The following is a 17,697-nucleotide window of genomic DNA, read 5'->3' on the forward strand; positions in this document are numbered from 1 at the left end:
CCCGGGGTTCATAGAATGTTTTCCACAGGTGAGTGAGGTTCACGGCTACCTGTCGGTGACAGGTATCGGGCAAATGGATGTGCATCGAGCGCTCCGTTGGCCGGATCGACCGGGCCGGCATGGACGACGCGTCCGTTTTCGAGCACAACGCATCGCCGAGCGCTTCGCAGCACGAGATCGAGGTTCTGTTCAACGAGAAGCACGGCGAGTTGCGACGCGCGACACAGCGCCGGGATGACTTCGCTGATCAGGTCGACAAGATTCGGCTGCACGCCATCAGACGGTTCATCAAGCAGCAGCAGCTTCGGGCGACCGCATAACGCCCGCGCGATCGCGAGTACCTGCTGCTCGCCTCCCGAGAGAGTTCCACCTTCCTGTCTGAGGCGCGCCTTGAGCACCGGAAAATAGTCGAACACCATCTCGGGGATATCGCCGCCCGCGGCCCGTGTGCCCATCATCAGGTTTTCGCGCACGGTGAGCTTCGGGAAAATCCAGCGCCCCTGCGGCACGAGGCCAATGCCACGGCGGGCGATCTCATGGGTCCGCAGACCCGTGATCGGTTCATCGTAAAATCGGATATCGCCTGTCACCTGTGGAAGTAGCCCCATGATCGCCTTGACAAGCGTGGACTTGCCGGCACCGTTGCACCCGAGCACACCCACAATCTCGTTGGGCGCAATATCCAGCGCGATCTGGTGCAGCACCGGCGCGCCACCGTAGGCGGCGGACAGGTCTTCAATGTGCAGCATGGCCCGCTCCCCGTCCGAGGTAGATGCGCCGGATTTCCTCATCCCGCGCGATGTCGTCATAGGTGCCGCGCCGGACAATCTGCCCCCGATGCATGACCCATGTTTCGCATTCAAGCGCACGCACAAAGCCAAGGTCATGCTCGATGGCCAGCACGGCGCAGTCCTCGCGCAACCGGTGGATGAGGCGTACCAGTCGCTGTGCATCGTTCGCCGACAGGCCCGCAGCCGGCTCGTCGAGCAACAGCAGCGCCGGCTGGCACATCATGGCCATGCCGATCTCGAGCCATTGGCGCTGCCCGTGCGGCAACCGGGCCGCCAGTTCTTCCGCCTGCTCACCCAGGCCCACCTCGTCCAGGATCGCTTCCGGATCGGGCATCGGCGATGCACGATGCGACGCAACACCGAGCCCCGCGACGATGAGGTTGTCCCTCACGCTCATGGAGAGAAAGGTATTGGTGCCCTGAAACTTGCGAACGACACCACGCCTACAGAACTGATGTATGTCCTTGCGGGCCATAGACTCTCCTGCGAAATACAGCGCGCCAGAACTTGGCGCGACCGCCCCGGACAGCACGCCCACCAGCGTGCTCTTGCCTGCGCCGTTCGGACCGATGATGCATAGCAGATCGTGCGGCATGATGATCATGTCGACATCTGCCACTGCGTCTATCCCGCCGAAAGTCCTGCGCAGATGTGTAGCCTTCATGAGTGGCTCATCCATTACTGCCCTCCTCCCGCACGGCGTGCCCCGGGTAACGCTCGCCTTGCTGTCATCGCGCGCCAGACCCAGCGCAGATTGATCACACCCCTGCGGAACCTGAGACCGTTTGGCAGAAACAGCACGCAGCCCAAAAACAATGCGCCAAGCAACAGCGGCCATAACTCCGTGCTGTAGCTGCTGATTCTCTGTTTCAGAAGCGTGAATGCGACTGCCGCGATCACGGGACCGCCAATCGTGCCCCGGCCGCCGACCGCGACCCACAGGATGACTTCGGTCGCAAGCAGCGGCGAAAAGACGTCCGGCGCCACGACGCCTGAACACGCGGCCATGAGGCAGCCGGCAAGCGCCGCGAGCAGCGCGGAAATGACGAATAGCCGCAGCAGATGAAATGACGTGTGATAGCCACAGGCCCTTGCCCGCCACTCGTTCGTGGCGATCGCGGCAAGCACCTTGCCGTAGCGGCTGCGGCATGCGAGCCATGTGAGGCAGGCGGTTGCCAGCACGACCGCTGCAACGGCGTACCAGGAGCGAAGCGGGCTACTGAGGTCGAGCGAGTGTCCTGCAAACGTGGCGGACATGCCCGGAATGCCGAGAATACCGGTGTCGCCCCCGGTGACCGACTGCCAGCTCGTGGCGAGTTGCTGTGCGATGATCAGCACGGCCATGCTGACGATGGCAAAGAAATGCAGCCGTACACCAGCGTAAAGCAGGAAGTACCCAACCGCAGCGGCTACCGTCCCCGCGCACAGCAGCCCGATCAGGATTGCGCTAACAGGTGCGAGTCCGAAATGCACGGTGGCAACTGCGAACCCGTAGGCGCCCAGCCCGAGAAAGGTGGTGTGGCCAAGCGTCAATACCCCCGCCTTGCCCCACAGCAGGTCGTAGCTGAGTGCGAGCAACCCCATCACCAACGCGTCGCGCACTGTTGAGAGCTCATAGGGCGCGACGCAATGCGGGAGAATCAGCATGAGAAGTAGCCCCAGGGCCCACCCGACGACAAACGGTACATCGCTAGATCCCGGCCTCGGCTGCGACAGCCAGAGGCCCGCATGCAACTTGAGTCGCTGAAACATGGATTCACCTCTTGCTGAGAAGCTGATGGGCGGCGCTGAATCCGGGTATCAGACCCTGCGGCCTGAAACGGATCACGACGATCGACAGAATCAGCACGAGTGCGGACGCGAGCGACGGATCGACCCTGTAGCTGAATAGCGTCTCGGCCGTACCGATCACGGCGCTACCAACAAGGCTTCCGGCAATCGAGCCGATGCCACCCAGGACGATCACGAAGAATGCCTTGCCAAGGTAGTACACGCCGAGGTGAGACTCCACCGAGACCATCGGGGCCACGAGCACACCGGCGAGCGACGCGAGCGCTGCGCCAGTTGCGAACGCAATGCGGTTCAGATGCCGCGTATCGATGCCGACAGCCTCGGCCATCGCCGGGTGCTGGATGACCGCGCGCAGTTGCGTGCCGAAGCCCGTATGCGAAAACACCAGCCAGCAACCGGCTGTCACCGCAACGGCGACGCCAATCATGAAGATCCGGTAGGCAGGGTAAGTCGCGCCGAATGCCGTCACGGCACCGTTAAACGGCGCGTACACCAGCATCGGTTGTGTACCGAAGACGAGTTCCAGTGCCTTCTGCAGGATAAGGCTCACCGCGTAGGTCGCGAGCAGCGTGTCGAGCGGGCGTTTGTACAGCAGGCGGATCACCGAGCATTCCAGCACCCACCCAAGTGCCGCCCCGACCGCAGGCGCAACGACGAGCGCAACCCAGAACGCATCCCGACCACCTAGCGACTGGGCAACTGCAAGTGTGTACGCACCGATCGTGACCCACTCGGCATGAGCGAGGTTCACGATGTCCATCATGCCGAACACGATGGCGAGACCCAAAGCCACAAGGGCCAGAATGCTCACGTAACTGAGGATATTGAAGATAATCGTCATGGTTTGCCAATCAAGATTTCTGCCCTGTTCGAGCCACATCGCGCCGCTTCGCAGGCAACCCGTTCTGCTCGGGTTGTGCTGGCCGTCCGCGCAAGTCCAAAAATCGCCACAGACTAAGTAATTCTTAGCCTCAAGACTAAGAATTACTTAGTAAAACATCAAGAAGAATCTAAGAAACTCTGAGGATGGCCCGAGACACAGCGAGTTCATCTATCTTTCCAAAGCGCCTGAAACAGGCTCGCGAGCGCTCGGGTTTAACGCAGGAACAGTTAGGCATTCGCGCTGGAATAGACGAGTTTTCAGCCAGCGCGCGCGTCAACCAGTATGAAAAGGGCAAACATGCCCCCGGCATACAGACCAGCCAGCACCTCGCCAAGGCACTCCACGTCCCGACCAGCTTTCTCTACGAAGAAGATGACCTCCTGGCGAATCTGATCATCACCGCAGGACGACTCAGCAAAGAGAAGAAAAAGGCACTTCTTGCTACCGCGGAAACGCTGGCAGAGGCGAAAAGTTAAGAGTTTCTTAGTAGAACACCCGCTAGTCCACCTCCGCACACGAAGTTCAGCGCTCCCCAACCACAAATCCGAGTAACGCCAGAACGAGTTGAAGACGTTGGCAACAATATCAGCCATCGTTGCGTTCACGCTCGCCGAGGCCAAATACCACGCGAGCGCAGGATGTCAGCAATAACCTGCGTTTGCCGCGACAGCATTCCAATGCGACGGGCAATCGCACGGCGTGTCCCGCGATAACCGACCGGCTTCAGCACCCGTCCGCCGCGCGAGCGAAGCGCTTCTGCTGTTCCAACCTCCCGTCACTGTCGATTGCTCGACAAACACCTGTCATGTCAAGGACACAGACTCTCGTCACGTGTAATGCACAGCCTCGCTCGGACGAATGGCGTTCACATCAATTTATTGTTATTAATCTACGCCAGTTCGAATGGTGTGGTCAATGACAAAAAAATTGGAGTTTACCCTTAAATATCCTGACGAATCTCGTTTGATTGGGCAAGCTTGACAAGCTTCCGAGTCGCACATAAGGTTATTCCTTATAATTAACAGGAGGCACCATGAGTAGCGAGTTGTGCGACCTCACCGTTCTGGAACTGACCACGCTCTACCAGACTGGCACCGCCTCGCCCGTTGACGTGATGAAGCAGGTTCTCACGCGCATCCGCACCTTCGATCCGGCAGTCAACGCGTTCTGCCAGATCGCCGACGATGCGCTCGACATGGCACGTGCCTCCGAGCACCGGTGGCAACGTCGCTCGCCGTTTGGCCCACTCGACGGCATACCGGTCAGCATCAAGGACAACGTGGCCGTCGCCGGCATGGCGACCCGCTACGGCTCACTGACGACCCCGACGCACGCCTCGCAAAGCGATAGCCCCTGCGTTGCGCGACTGCGCGAGGCCGGGGCCATCTGCTTTGGCAAAACCACGCTGCCCGATTTCGCGCACAAAATCGTGACTGACAGCCCGTTGACCGGCCTCACGCGCAACCCGTGGCACCTGGACTGCACACCAGGCGGCAGCAGCGGCGGAGCTGCTGTTGCCGTCGCCCTGGGCATGGCGCCCGCCGCAATCGGGACTGACGGCGGTGGCTCCATCCGGATTCCGGCTGCATTTACCGGAACCTTCGGATTCAAGCCAAGCTTCGGACGCGTGCCGCACGCGCCGCGCGGCCCCTTTGCTTTACTGAGCCACATCGGACCGATGACTCGTTGCGTCGAGGACGCTGCGCGCATCATGACGGTGATCAGCCGACCGGATAGCCGCGACTGGTACGCGCTGCCGTTTGAAGGCAGCGATTATGAGCAGGGACTGCGATGCCGGCTCGCGCCTGGCGGCATTCGTATTGCTCTTAGCCCCACGCTGGGACTACCGGTAGATATCGAATCGAACGTCTATGACACCGTCACGCGCGCTGGCGAAGTGTTTCGCGAACTGGGAGCGAACGTGCAACGTGCGGACCCGCCCGGCGTTGCACGCAGCAATGCAATCCATGCCACCCTGTGGCCGGCGTGCTGCAATCAGCTTGCTCGCAGCATGCCGGACGGGGGTACCCAACTCGACCCGTCGCTGCAGGCATACGCACATGCGGGAAATGATATTTCGCGTGAGGCCCTTCTGGGCGCGCTGGTCGAGCGCGGCGAACTCGGCGCCTCGGTGAACGCATTCTTTGAGCAGCACGACATCCTCATCTGCCCCGTGTATCCATGCGTGGCGATGCCGCTTGACGGACTGCCTGCGGGCAACGCACTCTTTCCGCATTTCACGGCCTGGTGCAATCAGTCGGGCTTGCCCGCGGCAAGTGTCTACGGTGGCATGACCGACTCGGGTCTTCCTGTCGGCGTGCAGATTGTCGGCGCCCGCCATGCCGATGCGCTCGTCCTGTGGGCCTGTCACGTGTTCGAACAGGCTTTCGGACGCGCGCCGCTGCCAGAACTGGCCCGCGGGTTTCGCGCGGCCGGACATGGCAGAACTCCCTCATAAGGTAAACGGATCGGCACGGCTCCCCCGCATGGCGCGCTACTGCGGCCTTCGTCTTCTCGCGTGCAATCCAAGATCGGAATCGACCACGAGCTTCTGGCGTAGTGCCGCGTGCACCTTGCGCAATTGCGCTTCGGCCTGCTCCATGTGTTCCTGCATGAGCCTGCTAACGGACTCGGCGTCACGGCGTCTCGCTGCCTCAAGAATCTCCCGGTGCGCGGCCACAGTCGCCCGGCCGAATGCCTGATAGTCCCGCTGCGTCACGTTGCCCGCGACGACAACCAGACTATGCAGCATCTGGTTGATGATCTGGCACAGGCAGCGCAGAAACGCATTCGGGTTGGCCGCTGCGAGCACGTCATGGAAATGGATGTCCTCGTGACGCTGGTCGAGTGCGTGCTCGTGGCTTGCCGCAAACGGCTCGCATACTTCGATACTACGCTCCAGTGCTTCGAAGTCACCTGCCGTCAGATGCGCCACGGCGCCCGCCGCGAGCAGTGGTTCAAGCGCCCGGCGCGCCGCATAGATGTCCTCAAGACTGACACGTTGAAAGAACAGGTAGTTCTGTAGGCTCAGGAACGCCCGTTCCAGCGGCACCTCGGTGATCGTCGCGCCACCCTCCGGCCCCGTGCTCAGCGTCACCAGTCCCTGTACCTCGAGCGCTTTGAGCGCGTCGCGCATCGAGCCGCGGCTCACGTTGAACGCCTGCTGCAGCTCGGCTTCCTTGCTCAGCCGCATCCCCGGACGCACCCTGCCATCCGTGATCCAGCCCTTGATCAGCTCCGCCACCTGATCGCCCCGCTTCGTCGTGCGGGGTCCTCTTCTGTCGGGCTGAGGCAAGGGTTTCTTTTCTTTCGTCTGTCGTCGTGCTGCCATGCGCGTCGCACCTGTCGTTGGCGATTTGAGGGTCGGTTGCAAACGCGCATTATCCGTCATCGGGCGGTTCAAGCGCCGGGTTATGCGGCAAGACACCCCTCCCAATGTCAGTAGGTAGCGCGAGTACCCTGGCGCCACCTACGCTTTACGCCGTAACGACACCCATGTCATCGCCGCTTGTGGGTGATGCTTCAATCCACAACCGATCCGTCCCCGGGGAACCACTCATGGTCAATCCGTCCCGCTCGTTGCCGTGTGATCCGACGTTCGAGGAAATCCGCGCAGGGCTCGCCGCTCATCGCCTGCATCTGGACCGGCTGGCCCGGAGCATGCGCAGCGAGGGCCAACTGGCGGACGCGAGCGGGCAGATTCCAGAGGCCCTGTGGAAGGCATGCGAGGCGCGCGCACTCAACCTGAACCTCGTACCGGTCGAACACGGCGGATGCGCTGCTGTGCAATCGCTCGTGTCGCGCACGGTGCTCATGGAATATCTTGGCCATGCCGATGCGGGTCTGGCCCTCGCGCTGCCCGGCCCGGGCCTTGCCGCGCCGCCCATACTCGCGCTCGCAAGTCCCCGGCAGCAGGCGGCATTCTTCCGGCGCTTCGACAACGACACACCGCGCTGGGGCGCGTTCGCCATCACGGAGCCCGACTGCGGATCTGACGCGACCGCCATGCGGATGACGGCGACCGAAACCGCGCAGGGATGGCGTCTGAACGGCACCAAATGCTTCATCACCAATGGTGCACGCGCCAATTGCATCGTCGCCTTCGCCACAGTGAACCGTCGACAAGGACGCTACGGCATCCGCGCATTCCTCGTGCCTGGCGACACACCGGGACTCGTTGTCAGTCGCATCGAGCGAATGATAGGACTGCGCGCAAGCCAGCTCGCAGTCCTCACCTTCACAGACTGCGAACTGCCTGCGAAAGCGCTGCTCAGGCGGGACGATGAGCATCCCCTCCACGACGCGTTCTCCGGCGCACAGCAGGCATGGGACTATTTCCGTCCGCTGCTGTCCTCGATCATGATCGGCACCTGCCGGCGCGTACGCGACGAGCTTGCCACGTTCTTCGACGCCGGCGGTTTGCCGGCGAGCCCGCATCTGCGCGTCGCCGACGTGAACGACCGTCTCCTCGGCATCGACCGCAGGATCACCGCGGCGCGCCTTCTCTGTCATCACACCGCGTGGCAAGCCGACCGTCAGTTGGCCACCTCGATGGACGCGACCATCACCAAGGCGTACGCGTCTCGCATCGCTGCGCACATCACGCGTGAGGCCCTCGAGCTTGCCGGGCTGGAAGGCATTGCGGCCCATCCGGCACTCGAGCAGAGCTATCGTGACGCGAAGGCGTACGACATCATGGAAGGCACAGGCGACCTGCAGCGACTCATGATCGCCCGCGCAGCCCAGCGCATGCCACGCGATTTCATCTGGGGAAGCGCCCTGTCCGTGCCCTGAACGAACCGCTACGCCCGCCGTCTTCCCTCGTTCATTTCCTGTTGACGCAACATCTGGAGACCGTCATGACGTCTGACGCCACATCCCCCGAACGCAACGACATTGCCGCCACCCTGAAGGCGTGTCTGCTGTCCATACTTGGCAGCACCGTCCAGGCCGACCTGGTGCAGGACGACACCAATCTCTTCGACATCGGTATCGACTCGATGAACATGACCGAACTGCTGCTCGGAATCGAAAAACACTTCAATTTCACCCTCGCTCCCGAGGACCTGTCGTCCGACCTGTTCCTGAGCTTCGCGAACCTCACAGCGTTCGTGCAATCCCATGTCTGCCGCACCTGATACCGACGCGCCGGATGCCTGCATCGTGGCGACAGCAAGTTACATCCCGGTTTCACGGGTCCCGTTGATCGCGCTCTCCGGACATGCGCCCGAGTTGCTCGAGCAGATGGCAGACGCGCGCGAAGCACTCATGCAATCGGTCTATGCAGACACGATACATTGGCGACAGACCGAGTATCCCGCTGGGCCGGCGGACGCCGACGACCTAGCAACACCGCCCGACGCGAGCGGCATCCTGACGGTCGCCGTCGAACGGGAGCTCATGCTCTCGGACATGGCGCTACACGTCGCCCGCCGGCTTCTCGCCACGGCGGGTCATCACGCGGGCGCTGACACGATCGACCAGATAATCGTCTGTCAGGGCAGTTTCGAACACGACCTCACGCTCTCGTGTGCCTGCCGACTTCACTGCGAACTGGGACAGGGCAAGGCGCCCTTCGCGCTCGGACAGCTTCAAGGCGTATCTTTCGTGATGGCGCTCAAGGTCGCAGCGGCGTTGATGGCCACGGACGCGCAAACCCGAACCGTGCTGATCGTGGCAGCCGAGCGCTGGCGCCCCCCGTTTCAGCGCACGATCGGCGCGCTGACGGCGCTGGGCGACGGCGCAGCAGCGGTGCTTGTGCAAACCGGTGCCGAAACGGGCTGGAGCGTGCGGGGCCTCACCGTCCGCACACCAGCGGTATCACCCGGTGTCGAGCGTCGCCTCGCCTGGATCGACACGGCCACACTGACCGGTGTAATCGATGAAACCTGTCTGCAGGCAGGCGTCAGTCCTGCTGCAATCGACTGGGTGTTGCCCGCACACCTGAACCGGACGCTGGCACGCGACATCAGCGCCCAGTGCGGCATATCATCCGCACGTACCGTGCTGGGCGATGCGAGCAGCACCGGCTACCTCTGTGCCGCCGATACACCGGCCAATCTCGACCGCTTGCTGCGCGGCATCAGGCCGCATCCCGGGCAATACATCCTCGCCTGGTCAGCAGGCTTCCAGGGACAAGCCGCCTGCGTATTGCTGCAATTCCGTGGAGGCGAGCATGTGCGCACCTGAACACCTGCCCGCGCTCGCGCTTTCCGGCGTCGCATACTGCCTGCCCGACAAGATCGTCGATGCGCATGCGTGGGCAGCCCGCTGCGGGCAGTCCGCCCGGCGTGCCGCAGCGCTCTTGGATAGCGGTACGCGGTGTTTCCACGACGCAGCCGGCAAGTCGCCCGCTGACCTTGCGACCCACGCGGTGCGCACACTGCTCGCAGCCACGCGCGTCACGCCAGACTCCATCGATGCGCTCATCTACACCCATACGATCCAGAGCAGCATCATCGCACCACCCGCCGGCACAGCCCACCTGATCCAGTCCGCGACGGGGCTCGACGGTGCACTGGCGTTTTCGGTTGCGCAGCAGAACTGCGTCTCACCGTTTGCCGCTATTCGCACCCTGCGTGCATTGATGGCGCAAAACAGCGCGATCGTGCGGGCCATCGTCGTGTGCGCCGACCTGATTGGCCCAGGGTGCGACCATCTGCGCGCCATCCAGAACCTTGCGCTTCACAGCGACGGCGCCTGCGCCCTGCTTCTCGAGCGCGGCGGCACCTGCAACCGTATCGAGAGCCTGTACCTGTACACGGACGGACGCTTCTTTCGCGCGATGGACGATGACATCCAGCCCGTCCTCGATGACAGGTACTACTGGTCCGCGTTCACGACGATGCGCGCAGCACTCAGACAGGCCGGCATACACGCGGACCAGATCACGTGCGTGCTGCCTCATCACGTCAATCTGCCCGGCTGGCGTCGGCTCATGGCCATGCTCGGCATTGCGCAGAGCCGGCTCTTCACGCACAACTTTGCGCGCATCGGCCATGTATTCGGCGCCGACCCGTTCATCAATTTCCAGGATAGCGAAGAAAAAGTAGTAGGCGAGCGCTCGTTGCTGTTCTCGAGCGGCCTTGCAGGCTGCTTCGGCGCCATGGTGGTGCGCCACTGAATCGGTTCGAACAAAAAGGTATCAGACCCTGACTTCATTCATTTGTATTCCTTATCAAGGTACAACGATGCACAACATCATGGAACTGGTAGAAGCAGCAGCGAGCCGCGCACCCGACGCCGAAGCGCTCGTTGTGGATCGTACGCGTCTGACCTACCGCGCACTCATCGCGCTCAGCCGCGGGTTTGACGCACAGTTGCGTGCACTCGGAACATCCTGCGGCGATCGTGTCGCGATCTTCCTCGACAAACGGGTCGAAACCGTCGCCTCGATGCTCGGGGCAGTTGCCGCAGGCTGCGTCTTTGTGCCAGTCAACCCGCTTCTCAAACCGCGCCAGGTCATGCACGTCCTCCAGGACTGCGACGCACGGTGCCTCGTCACCTCTGCGGTTCGCGCCGAGCTGCTCGGCGCGGAAGCACTCGCGAGCGTGCCACACATATTCATCGTCGATGACCCAGCCGGCACCCCACCACTGCCGTCCGGCACAACGGCTCGTCACCGCTGGTCCGGGAGAAACAGCTCGAACCACATGCCGGGGGAGCGCAGCACGGGCCTCGCCTCACAGTCCGCTCCGTGCATCGACACCGATCTGGCGGCCATCCTCTACACGTCCGGCTCCACTGGCTTGGCCAAGGGCGTCATGCTCAGTCATCGCAATCTGCTGGAAGGTGGCTGGAGCGTCGCGCACTACCTTCATCACGTCGCGTCGGACCGCATTCTCTCAGCATTGCCGCTCAGCTTCGATGCCGGTCTCAACCAGCTCACCTCAGCCTGGGCTGTGAACGCCACAGCGATACTGCTCAACTACCTGACGCCGCAGGACGTCATGGCTGCCTGTGAGCGCGAACGCATCACGGGCATGACAGGGGTGCCGCCCCTGTGGATGCAGCTTGCGCACGCGACGTGGCCCGAAGCCGCGCGCCGTCATCTGCGTTATTTCGCCAATACGGGCGGGCGCCTGCCGCTGCCCGTCCTGCAGACTTTGCGGGCGCTTTTCCCGCAGGCTGAACCGTACCTGATGTACGGTCTGACCGAAGCGTTTCGCTCCACGTACCTCGATCCCGCAGAGGTCGACCACCGCCCCGACTCGATCGGCAAGGCTGTACCTAACGCCCGCATTCTGGTCGTCCGCGAGGACGGCTCCCCCTGCGGGCCAGAGGAGGTCGGCGAACTGGTTCATGTGGGCGCCTGCGTCACGCTTGGCTACTGGAACGACGCCGCACGCACCGCCTTGCGCTACCGGCCCTCGCCAGAGCTAAAACCCGGTGGCGCGCCCCGCGACACGGCCGTCTGGTCCGGCGATCTTGTGCGGCGCGACGCTGACGGCTTTCTCTATTTTGTCGCGCGCAACGATGCGCAGATCAAAAGTTCCGGTTACCGCATCAGCCCCGAGGAAATCGAGGAGGTCGTCCACGCGAGCGGACTGGTCGCCGAAGCCGTTGCTCTTGGCGTACCCGACGACAGACTCGGTGAGACGATCGTGCTGCTGGTCACCTCCTTTGCACCCTCAACATCGCTGGACCCCGAGGCCTTGCGCGGCTGGTGCGCGCAACACCTGCCTCCCTACATGGTCCCTAATCGCGTCATTGTCCGCGAAGTGCTACCGCGCAATCCCAACGGCAAGTTCGATCGTGCTGCCCTGCGAGCCGAGCTGGGCGCCGCACCGGGTCGCCGGGAAGCCCCTTCCCGGGAGGCACTGCCATGACGCATCCCTTCAGCGTACAGGCAGGTGTGCTCCAGATCGGCGGCGTCGACCTGCGCCGTCTTGCCGCGCGTGCCGGACACACGCCCTTCTACGTCTACGACCGCTCGCTCGTGGACGCCCGCATACGCGCGCTACGCCAGACGCTTCCACATGGCATCGAACTGCACTACTCGATCAAGGCCAATCCGATGCCGGCCATGGTTCATCATCTCGCGGCCCGTCTCGACGGCTTCGATGTCGCGTCGGCCGGCGAAATGATGCTCGCGCTCGACGCGGGAACGCGCCCTGAGCGGATCGGATTTGCCGGTCCTGGCAAGTCGCATGACGAGCTGCGCCGCGCCGTGGCGGCCGGTGTCGTCATTCACATCGAATCGGCGACGCAGTTGCGTCTGGTCACTGCACTCGGCTGGGAATTCGGCGTACGGCCATGCGTTGCGATCCGCGTGAATCCCGATTTCCAGATCGGCAAAGGGGGCATGCGCATGGGTGGCGGCGCGGCGCCCTTCGGCGTCGATGCCAGCCTCGTTCCAGCGTTACTGCTTGAGCTCGCCCGCCAGGAGGTCGCGTTCGCCGGCTTTCACGTCTTCTGGGGTTCCCAGTGCCTTCACGCACCAACCATCATTCAGGCGCACCGGCAAAGCGCAGAACTGGTCATGCGGCTGGCCGACAACCTGGAGGTGCCACCAGCGTTCATCAATCTCGGTGGCGGCTTCGGCATCCCGTATTTCCCGGGCGAAGATCCGCTCGATTTCGATGCCGTTGGCGAAGCGATGCATGACTGGCTGCCTGGGCTGCATCGGCGTCTTCCCGGCACGCGCGTGGTGCTGGAACTGGGACGCTATCTGGTCGGTGAAGCCGGCATTTATGTGTGCCGCGTGGTCGATCGCAAGGTGTCGTGCGGCGAGACATTTCTCATCACCGACGGAGGCCTCCATCACCATCTCGCTGCGTCGGGCAACTTCGGACAGGTGCTGCGCCGCAACTATCCCGTGCTGATCGGCAACCGGCTTGACGAACCCGCGCAGGAACGCTCCCACGTGGTCGGGTGCCTCTGTACGCCACTTGACCGCATTGCCGATGGCGCGCATCTGCCTGCCACCTCGATTGGCGACCTCGTCGTCGTGCTCCAGTCAGGCGCCTACGGCCGCTCCGCGAGCCCCACTGATTTTCTCGCTCACCCGCCGCCTGCCGAAATGCTCGTCTGACACCGTTGTTATCCGATCAGGGAGGACGCTTCATGCTTTCCCACTGCGACACCAGGCCCGCGAACCTGGCCAGCCTTTCGTGGACACTGAGCAAAGAGCAGCAGCAGCTCTGCGAAGCCGTACACCGGTTCGTGCGCAAGCGGCTCTCGCCGCTGCTCACCCAACCCGCGACGCCTTCGCACTGGGAGGAGACGGTGCGACTCGCAGGCGAGCTCGATCTGGGCACGATGATCCTGCCCACGCACCAGGGTGGCCTCGCCATCGACCACACTGATCTGTACCTGGTCATCCAACAGTTCGCTGCCGGCCCGCTCGAGCGCGCCGCGGAATTAACGCTCAGCGCGCCCGCGCTCATCGCCCTGCGCGAGCACGACGCGCTGGACTGCCTGCCTGCACGGCAGGTCCAGGACTACTTTAACGGTTCTACCTCGATCAGTCTGGCGATACCCGGCAACGTCGCCGGGAAGGTCTGGGTCCTCTATCGGCACACGGATGCGCCCTTGCTGTTGCCGCATGAGCGCGCCGACGAACGCTTGCTGGTGCTCGTTGCGCCGCCCGACCTGGGCCGCGTCATACGGCAACGCAGCCGCATCGCGACGCTGCAGACTCTTGCGCTTGAGCAGATCACGCTCGACCCCGACGAACTCGCATCCTGCCCGCGCATCGCGTGCGGCCCGGACCGCGCAAACAGCGAGGCTATACGGACGTTGCTCGCCGAAACCGGTCTCTACCTGTGCGCACTGCTGGTGGGCGCCATGCAACAAAGCGTTGCGTTCGCGTTCGACTATGCCGCTTCGCGTCAGTCGTTCCGCAAGCCTTTGGCGACCCATCAGCTCGTCGCCGCCCGCCTTGCAGACATGCTGATCTCCGCTCGTGGCGCACGGCTCTTCCTGTGGGCCGTGGCGAAGAGCGGCCTCCCGGCACCGGACACCCTGATCCGGCAGTTACTGCGCCATGTAGCCGCAGAAGCGATGGACGTCAGCCGCGAGCTCGTGCAACTGTGCGGCGGGCACGGCTACGTCGAAGGGCTGCCACCTGCCGGGCGCTTCCAGACGACCCCCTGTTTGGCCCTGCTGCTCTCGCAAACGGAAACGGCCCTTGGCCAGTACACATCGTCATCGCCCCTGCCTTCTCCACGAGAAGCCCATCCATGAACGCACATACAACCGGTCAAGGCGCGCGGCCCGATGCCGCCAGCACCGTCGGCGCGGCGACACCCAGTGCCTGCTGGCTGCGCGAGCCGGATGGCGACGACGTGAACACCATTCAAGCGTGGCTCGCGCAACCGGCGATCAGCCAGTGGTTCGATTTTGGCCTGGGGCGCCAGCAACTCTCCACGCTCGCGCTCCACCTCATGCTGCACAGCCAGCGGCATCACATCCGCATGTTCGGTCGCACCGGACATGCGCTGGCAAGTGGCCTTGTGGCCGTCAGCGATGTGACCCATGCCTTCGGCACGGGCCCGTTCTGGGTGCTGCGCGATCGGTCGCGCCCGACGTACCCAGGTATGACATGCGACGCCTCCAGCAGGGTCCTTCACGATACATTCACGCGATACGGGCTGCATTGCATTACCGCCTGGGCCGTACAGGACAACGTGCGTTCCCAGCGTCTGCTCGAGCGCATCGGCTTTCGCCGCATCGGGCTGCAACGGGCCTGCCACCTCATGGGTGGCGAGTTGTTCGGACGAATACTCTATGACCTCACGCCTGAGGACCTTGCAGACAAGGGTTCCAGACCATGAGTGCGCCGGTTGTGACGGCCGTTGCGGCCTATGTCCCGCCCGCTGTGCCCTTGGCGAGGTGGTCTCAGATCGAGGAAAAGCTCAACGCCACGGCCCTCACCGGATGGGCTCACCTCGTGTACCCGCACTGGTTCGCGGCGTACGGACTGGACCTGCAGCAACTCACAGCGCCACCGGAAGATATGCCCTCAGCGTCACCGGGGGCTGCGGCAGTTGGCATCGCTGCGCAACCCGGCATCGATGTCGTACCTGTCGAGAAGGATCGCGACCTGTCGGGGCTTGCGGCCGACATCGTACAAGCGATCTGCACCGCACGTGCCCCCGAGGCACCGTGCATCGACGTCGTCGTGTTCTGTCACAGCAGCCTCAACGAACACGTCTCCACGACCACTGCCGGCAGACTGCGTGCAGCCATCGGCAAGCCCTGCTTTCCGTTTGCCGTCGCGCAGCAGCAGGGAGCGTCGGTGTTTACGGCACTTCGCCTGGCTGCGGACCTGCTCGTCGCGGAACCTGAGTTGCGCGCAATACTCATCGTTGCCGCGGAGAAATGGTGTCATCCGTTTGCCCGCCGCATCGGTCGCTGGACTTTGCAAGGCGATGCGGCGGGAGCGATCGTCCTGGAGCGCGACTCACCCTCGACGCAGGGGCTGCGGCTGCTTGATACGGCAGTCCAACCGCTTTGTCGCGCGGACGCGCCGTTCGGACTGCCTGCATCGCTCACCGACACGAATGCCATCTTCGCGCCGGCGCTGCTCGCCCTGATCGACACGCTGCTGCGCGAGCATGGCCGTCGTGCTGGCGAGATAGCCGCTGTCATCGCGCACCACGTCAACCTGCCGCTCGTCGAGGCAGTGTCGCGCCAGCTTGGTCTGCCATCCGAGCGTCGCCTGACGGACAGGCGCGCCTATCTCGGCACAGCAGAATCCATCGTGCGGCTCGCTGAAACACTCGATATCTTTCCGTTAGGACGCGGCGAACTTGTGCTCGCCTGGGGCATCGGTCTTGGTGGCTACGTCAGTTGTGCGCTCTTCGAAGCAGATGGGATCCCGGCACGGTACTTCGCCGATTCGGCGCAAACGGGCGAATCATGAGCGCTCGCGTCGGTCTCACGCACACCGCGTATTACCTCCCGGAGAAGGTCGATGACGTGCGTAGCTGGGCTCGCCGAGGCGGGCAGTCCGCAGCCTGCGTGGCACAGCTTGAACGCGCCGGCGTTCACTACTACCACGACGCGGCGGGAGAATCCGTCGCGTCAATGGCGACGAAAGCCATCGACGCCATGATCCGGTCATCGCGGCTTGCGCCCGACACGCTCGACTGTATGGTCTACACGCATACGCTGCAGGGCAGCGTCGCCCCGCCGCCGATGTCGCTGCCACGGATCCTGTGCGACACGTTCGGGTTTGTGCACGCTGAGGCCTTCTCCTTCGCCCAGCAGCATTGCGCGTCTGCGCTCGGCGCATTGCGCGTTATCCGTGCGATGTTCGTCGCACGCCCTACGCTCAGGCGCGTACTGCTTGTCGGGGCCGACGCCATGCCGGTTGCATCCGAGCGGCTGATGGACGGTGCCGGACTGATGAGCGACGGCGCCTGTGCCGCGCTCATCGAGCGCGACGCGCCGGTCAACCGGCTTCTCGCCGTGCGCACCCACGCGAGCGGACTCGCCTGGCAGGGTGCACTGGGACACGAGGACTCGCGCCTCGCCGCACAGTATTTTCTGAGCGCTCGTCAGTTGATCACGACAGTCGCCCGCGACGCAGGTCTTGAGCCCTCCACGCTCCAGCGCATCCTGCCGCACCATCTGGACTTGCCGGCATGGCACCGTGTGATTTCGTCCCTGGGTATTTCGCGAGAGCGCCTGTGCACTGAGAACTTTTCCCGTATCGCGCATGTGAGCGTGAGCGACCCGATCATCAACCTGACTGACTGCACCGCGCTGCTGCCCGGCAGACCGTTCCTGCTCTTTGCGCATGGTGTCGGCGGCTTTTCCGCAGCGGTGCTATTGCTGCGCTAGCCTTTTCGCGCGACGTCGCCAATCAGCCCGATGACAAGATGCTCCACGACCGCTGCTTCACCCGGACACAATCTCTTCGCTAAACCAAGGATCTAGCATCCCCGGTCGCTTGGCGAGCAAACAGCACGCATCGGCTCATCCAGAATCCCATTTGGCACCGGCGTTCCTGACAGCACTCAAACGTAGTCGACCTGCGCCCCCTGAGAACAGATGGACCCGGCCCTGTGATTGAGTCTGCAACGACGCACGTCCTACCTCACGCTCTCGCGCCGGAACAATCTCCTGCTTGACTCACATACCCGTGCAATCACACACGTTCGCACTGCGTCCAGTTCGACTGACACAGAGAAACCATAGATTTCTTGGCACTCCACATGATTCAAGAATTCTTCGTCAGCAGCGGCCTCCGCTCTCGCACGCGTATAGAAGTAGCTGGCTACG

17 protein-coding genes are annotated in these 17,697 nt (G+C 63.3%); 12 read left to right on the plus strand and 5 right to left on the minus strand.

Features of this window, described 5'->3' with window-relative positions:
- Positions 1-8: 8 nt before the first annotated feature.
- The 4 genes from EOS_RS40670 to urtB all read right to left on the minus strand — a co-directional run bounded on the left by EOS_RS40670 (position 9) and on the right by urtB (position 3,423).
- A complete protein-coding gene (locus tag EOS_RS40670) occupies positions 9-749 on the minus strand; it encodes an ABC transporter ATP-binding protein (RefSeq protein ID WP_047897896.1) in 741 nt (246 codons plus the stop codon).
- Positions 736-1,470: an ABC transporter ATP-binding protein gene (locus tag EOS_RS40675; protein WP_047897897.1), complete on the minus strand. Its 735-nt coding sequence runs from the start codon at positions 1,468-1,470 to the stop codon at positions 736-738. Before EOS_RS40675 ends, EOS_RS40670 begins: the two co-directional genes overlap by 14 nt.
- Positions 1,470-2,438: a branched-chain amino acid ABC transporter permease gene (locus EOS_RS40680; RefSeq protein ID WP_235443124.1), complete on the minus strand. Its 969-nt coding sequence runs from the start codon at positions 2,436-2,438 to the stop codon at positions 1,470-1,472. Before EOS_RS40680 ends, EOS_RS40675 begins: the two co-directional genes overlap by 1 nt.
- A 109-nt stretch (positions 2,439-2,547) precedes the next feature.
- Positions 2,548-3,423: an urea ABC transporter permease subunit UrtB gene (gene urtB, locus EOS_RS40685; RefSeq protein WP_047897920.1), complete on the minus strand. Its 876-nt coding sequence runs from the start codon at positions 3,421-3,423 to the stop codon at positions 2,548-2,550.
- Positions 3,424-3,608: 185 nt separating this feature from the next.
- Between urtB and EOS_RS40690 the strand changes: the two genes are divergently transcribed.
- Both EOS_RS40690 and EOS_RS40695 read left to right on the plus strand, forming a co-directional pair.
- On the plus strand, positions 3,609-3,941 hold the full coding sequence (locus tag EOS_RS40690; RefSeq protein ID WP_047897899.1) for a helix-turn-helix domain-containing protein: 333 nt from the start codon (positions 3,609-3,611) through the stop codon (positions 3,939-3,941).
- A gap of 557 nt (positions 3,942-4,498) precedes the next feature.
- Positions 4,499-5,923: an amidase family protein gene (locus EOS_RS40695; protein WP_047897900.1), complete on the plus strand. Its 1,425-nt coding sequence runs from the start codon at positions 4,499-4,501 to the stop codon at positions 5,921-5,923.
- Between the two features lie 36 nt (positions 5,924-5,959).
- On the opposite strand, the gene EOS_RS40700 is transcribed toward EOS_RS40695, so the two are convergent.
- The gene (locus EOS_RS40700; protein ID WP_053064237.1) at positions 5,960-6,796 is read right to left on the minus strand and encodes a FadR/GntR family transcriptional regulator; all 837 of its coding nucleotides are present in this window, start codon (positions 6,794-6,796) and stop codon (positions 5,960-5,962) included.
- A 227-nt stretch (positions 6,797-7,023) separates the two neighbouring features.
- Between EOS_RS40700 and EOS_RS40705 the strand changes: the two genes are divergently transcribed.
- From EOS_RS40705 to EOS_RS40750, 10 genes are all read left to right on the plus strand, one after another.
- On the plus strand, positions 7,024-8,259 hold the full coding sequence (locus EOS_RS40705) for an acyl-CoA dehydrogenase family protein (RefSeq protein WP_047897901.1): 1,236 nt from the start codon (positions 7,024-7,026) through the stop codon (positions 8,257-8,259).
- A 65-nt stretch (positions 8,260-8,324) separates the two neighbouring features.
- Entirely contained in the window at positions 8,325-8,603 is a 279-nt protein-coding gene (locus EOS_RS40710) for an acyl carrier protein (protein ID WP_047897902.1), read from the plus strand.
- Entirely contained in the window at positions 8,587-9,654 is a 1,068-nt protein-coding gene (locus tag EOS_RS40715; protein ID WP_047897903.1) for a 3-oxoacyl-[acyl-carrier-protein] synthase III C-terminal domain-containing protein, read from the plus strand. The genes EOS_RS40710 and EOS_RS40715 overlap by 17 nt, the downstream gene beginning before the upstream one ends.
- Positions 9,641-10,588 (plus strand): ketoacyl-ACP synthase III family protein, encoded by a 948-nt coding sequence (locus EOS_RS40720; RefSeq protein ID WP_047897904.1) that lies wholly within the window; start codon positions 9,641-9,643, stop codon positions 10,586-10,588. The genes EOS_RS40715 and EOS_RS40720 overlap by 14 nt, the downstream gene beginning before the upstream one ends.
- Positions 10,589-10,655: 67 nt before the next feature.
- Entirely contained in the window at positions 10,656-12,293 is a 1,638-nt protein-coding gene (locus EOS_RS40725; protein ID WP_047897905.1) for an acyl-CoA ligase (AMP-forming), exosortase A system-associated, read from the plus strand.
- On the plus strand, positions 12,290-13,498 hold the full coding sequence (locus tag EOS_RS40730) for a pyridoxal-dependent decarboxylase, exosortase A system-associated (RefSeq protein WP_047897906.1): 1,209 nt from the start codon (positions 12,290-12,292) through the stop codon (positions 13,496-13,498). The genes EOS_RS40725 and EOS_RS40730 overlap by 4 nt, the downstream gene beginning before the upstream one ends.
- A 32-nt stretch (positions 13,499-13,530) precedes the next feature.
- Positions 13,531-14,652, plus strand: a complete 1,122-nt coding sequence (locus EOS_RS40735) for an acyl-CoA dehydrogenase family protein (protein ID WP_047897907.1) — start codon at positions 13,531-13,533, stop codon at positions 14,650-14,652.
- Positions 14,649-15,242 carry a GNAT family N-acetyltransferase gene (locus tag EOS_RS40740; RefSeq protein ID WP_047897908.1) on the plus strand — a complete coding sequence of 198 codons (594 nt, stop codon included), beginning with the start codon at positions 14,649-14,651 and terminating at the stop codon, positions 15,240-15,242. The genes EOS_RS40735 and EOS_RS40740 overlap by 4 nt, the downstream gene beginning before the upstream one ends.
- Positions 15,239-16,333, plus strand: a complete 1,095-nt coding sequence (locus EOS_RS40745) for a 3-oxoacyl-[acyl-carrier-protein] synthase III C-terminal domain-containing protein (protein WP_047897909.1) — start codon at positions 15,239-15,241, stop codon at positions 16,331-16,333. Before EOS_RS40740 ends, EOS_RS40745 begins: the two co-directional genes overlap by 4 nt.
- A complete protein-coding gene (locus tag EOS_RS40750; protein ID WP_047897910.1) occupies positions 16,330-17,256 on the plus strand; it encodes a 3-oxoacyl-[acyl-carrier-protein] synthase III C-terminal domain-containing protein in 927 nt (308 codons plus the stop codon). The genes EOS_RS40745 and EOS_RS40750 overlap by 4 nt, the downstream gene beginning before the upstream one ends.
- Positions 17,257-17,697: the final 441 nt, after the last annotated feature.

The sequence above is a fragment of the Caballeronia mineralivorans PML1(12) genome, assembly GCF_001028175.1.
Taxonomy (GTDB): Bacteria; Pseudomonadota; Gammaproteobacteria; order Burkholderiales; family Burkholderiaceae; genus Caballeronia; species Caballeronia mineralivorans.

What these genes read in the sequence shown, in the direction of transcription:
- EOS_RS40670 (WP_047897896.1), bottom strand. Translation starts at nt 749, where the DNA reads ATGCTGCACATTGAAGACCTGTCCGCCGCCTACGGTGGCGCGCCGGTG.
- EOS_RS40675 (WP_047897897.1), bottom strand. Translation starts at nt 1,470, where the DNA reads ATGGATGAGCCACTCATGAAGGCTACACATCTGCGCAGGACTTTCGGC.
- EOS_RS40680 (WP_235443124.1), bottom strand. Translation starts at nt 2,438, where the DNA reads ATGCTGATTCTCCCGCATTGCGTCGCGCCCTATGAGCTCTCAACAGTG.
- urtB (WP_047897920.1), bottom strand. Translation starts at nt 3,423, where the DNA reads ATGACGATTATCTTCAATATCCTCAGTTACGTGAGCATTCTGGCCCTT.
- EOS_RS40690 (WP_047897899.1), top strand. Translation starts at nt 3,609, where the DNA reads ATGGCCCGAGACACAGCGAGTTCATCTATCTTTCCAAAGCGCCTGAAA.
- EOS_RS40695 (WP_047897900.1), top strand. Translation starts at nt 4,499, where the DNA reads ATGAGTAGCGAGTTGTGCGACCTCACCGTTCTGGAACTGACCACGCTC.
- EOS_RS40700 (WP_053064237.1), bottom strand. Translation starts at nt 6,796, where the DNA reads ATGGCAGCACGACGACAGACGAAAGAAAAGAAACCCTTGCCTCAGCCC.
- EOS_RS40705 (WP_047897901.1), top strand. Translation starts at nt 7,024, where the DNA reads ATGGTCAATCCGTCCCGCTCGTTGCCGTGTGATCCGACGTTCGAGGAA.
- EOS_RS40710 (WP_047897902.1), top strand. Translation starts at nt 8,325, where the DNA reads ATGACGTCTGACGCCACATCCCCCGAACGCAACGACATTGCCGCCACC.
- EOS_RS40715 (WP_047897903.1), top strand. Translation starts at nt 8,587, where the DNA reads ATGTCTGCCGCACCTGATACCGACGCGCCGGATGCCTGCATCGTGGCG.
- EOS_RS40720 (WP_047897904.1), top strand. Translation starts at nt 9,641, where the DNA reads ATGTGCGCACCTGAACACCTGCCCGCGCTCGCGCTTTCCGGCGTCGCA.
- EOS_RS40725 (WP_047897905.1), top strand. Translation starts at nt 10,656, where the DNA reads ATGCACAACATCATGGAACTGGTAGAAGCAGCAGCGAGCCGCGCACCC.
- EOS_RS40730 (WP_047897906.1), top strand. Translation starts at nt 12,290, where the DNA reads ATGACGCATCCCTTCAGCGTACAGGCAGGTGTGCTCCAGATCGGCGGC.
- EOS_RS40735 (WP_047897907.1), top strand. Translation starts at nt 13,531, where the DNA reads ATGCTTTCCCACTGCGACACCAGGCCCGCGAACCTGGCCAGCCTTTCG.
- EOS_RS40740 (WP_047897908.1), top strand. Translation starts at nt 14,649, where the DNA reads ATGAACGCACATACAACCGGTCAAGGCGCGCGGCCCGATGCCGCCAGC.
- EOS_RS40745 (WP_047897909.1), top strand. Translation starts at nt 15,239, where the DNA reads ATGAGTGCGCCGGTTGTGACGGCCGTTGCGGCCTATGTCCCGCCCGCT.
- EOS_RS40750 (WP_047897910.1), top strand. Translation starts at nt 16,330, where the DNA reads ATGAGCGCTCGCGTCGGTCTCACGCACACCGCGTATTACCTCCCGGAG.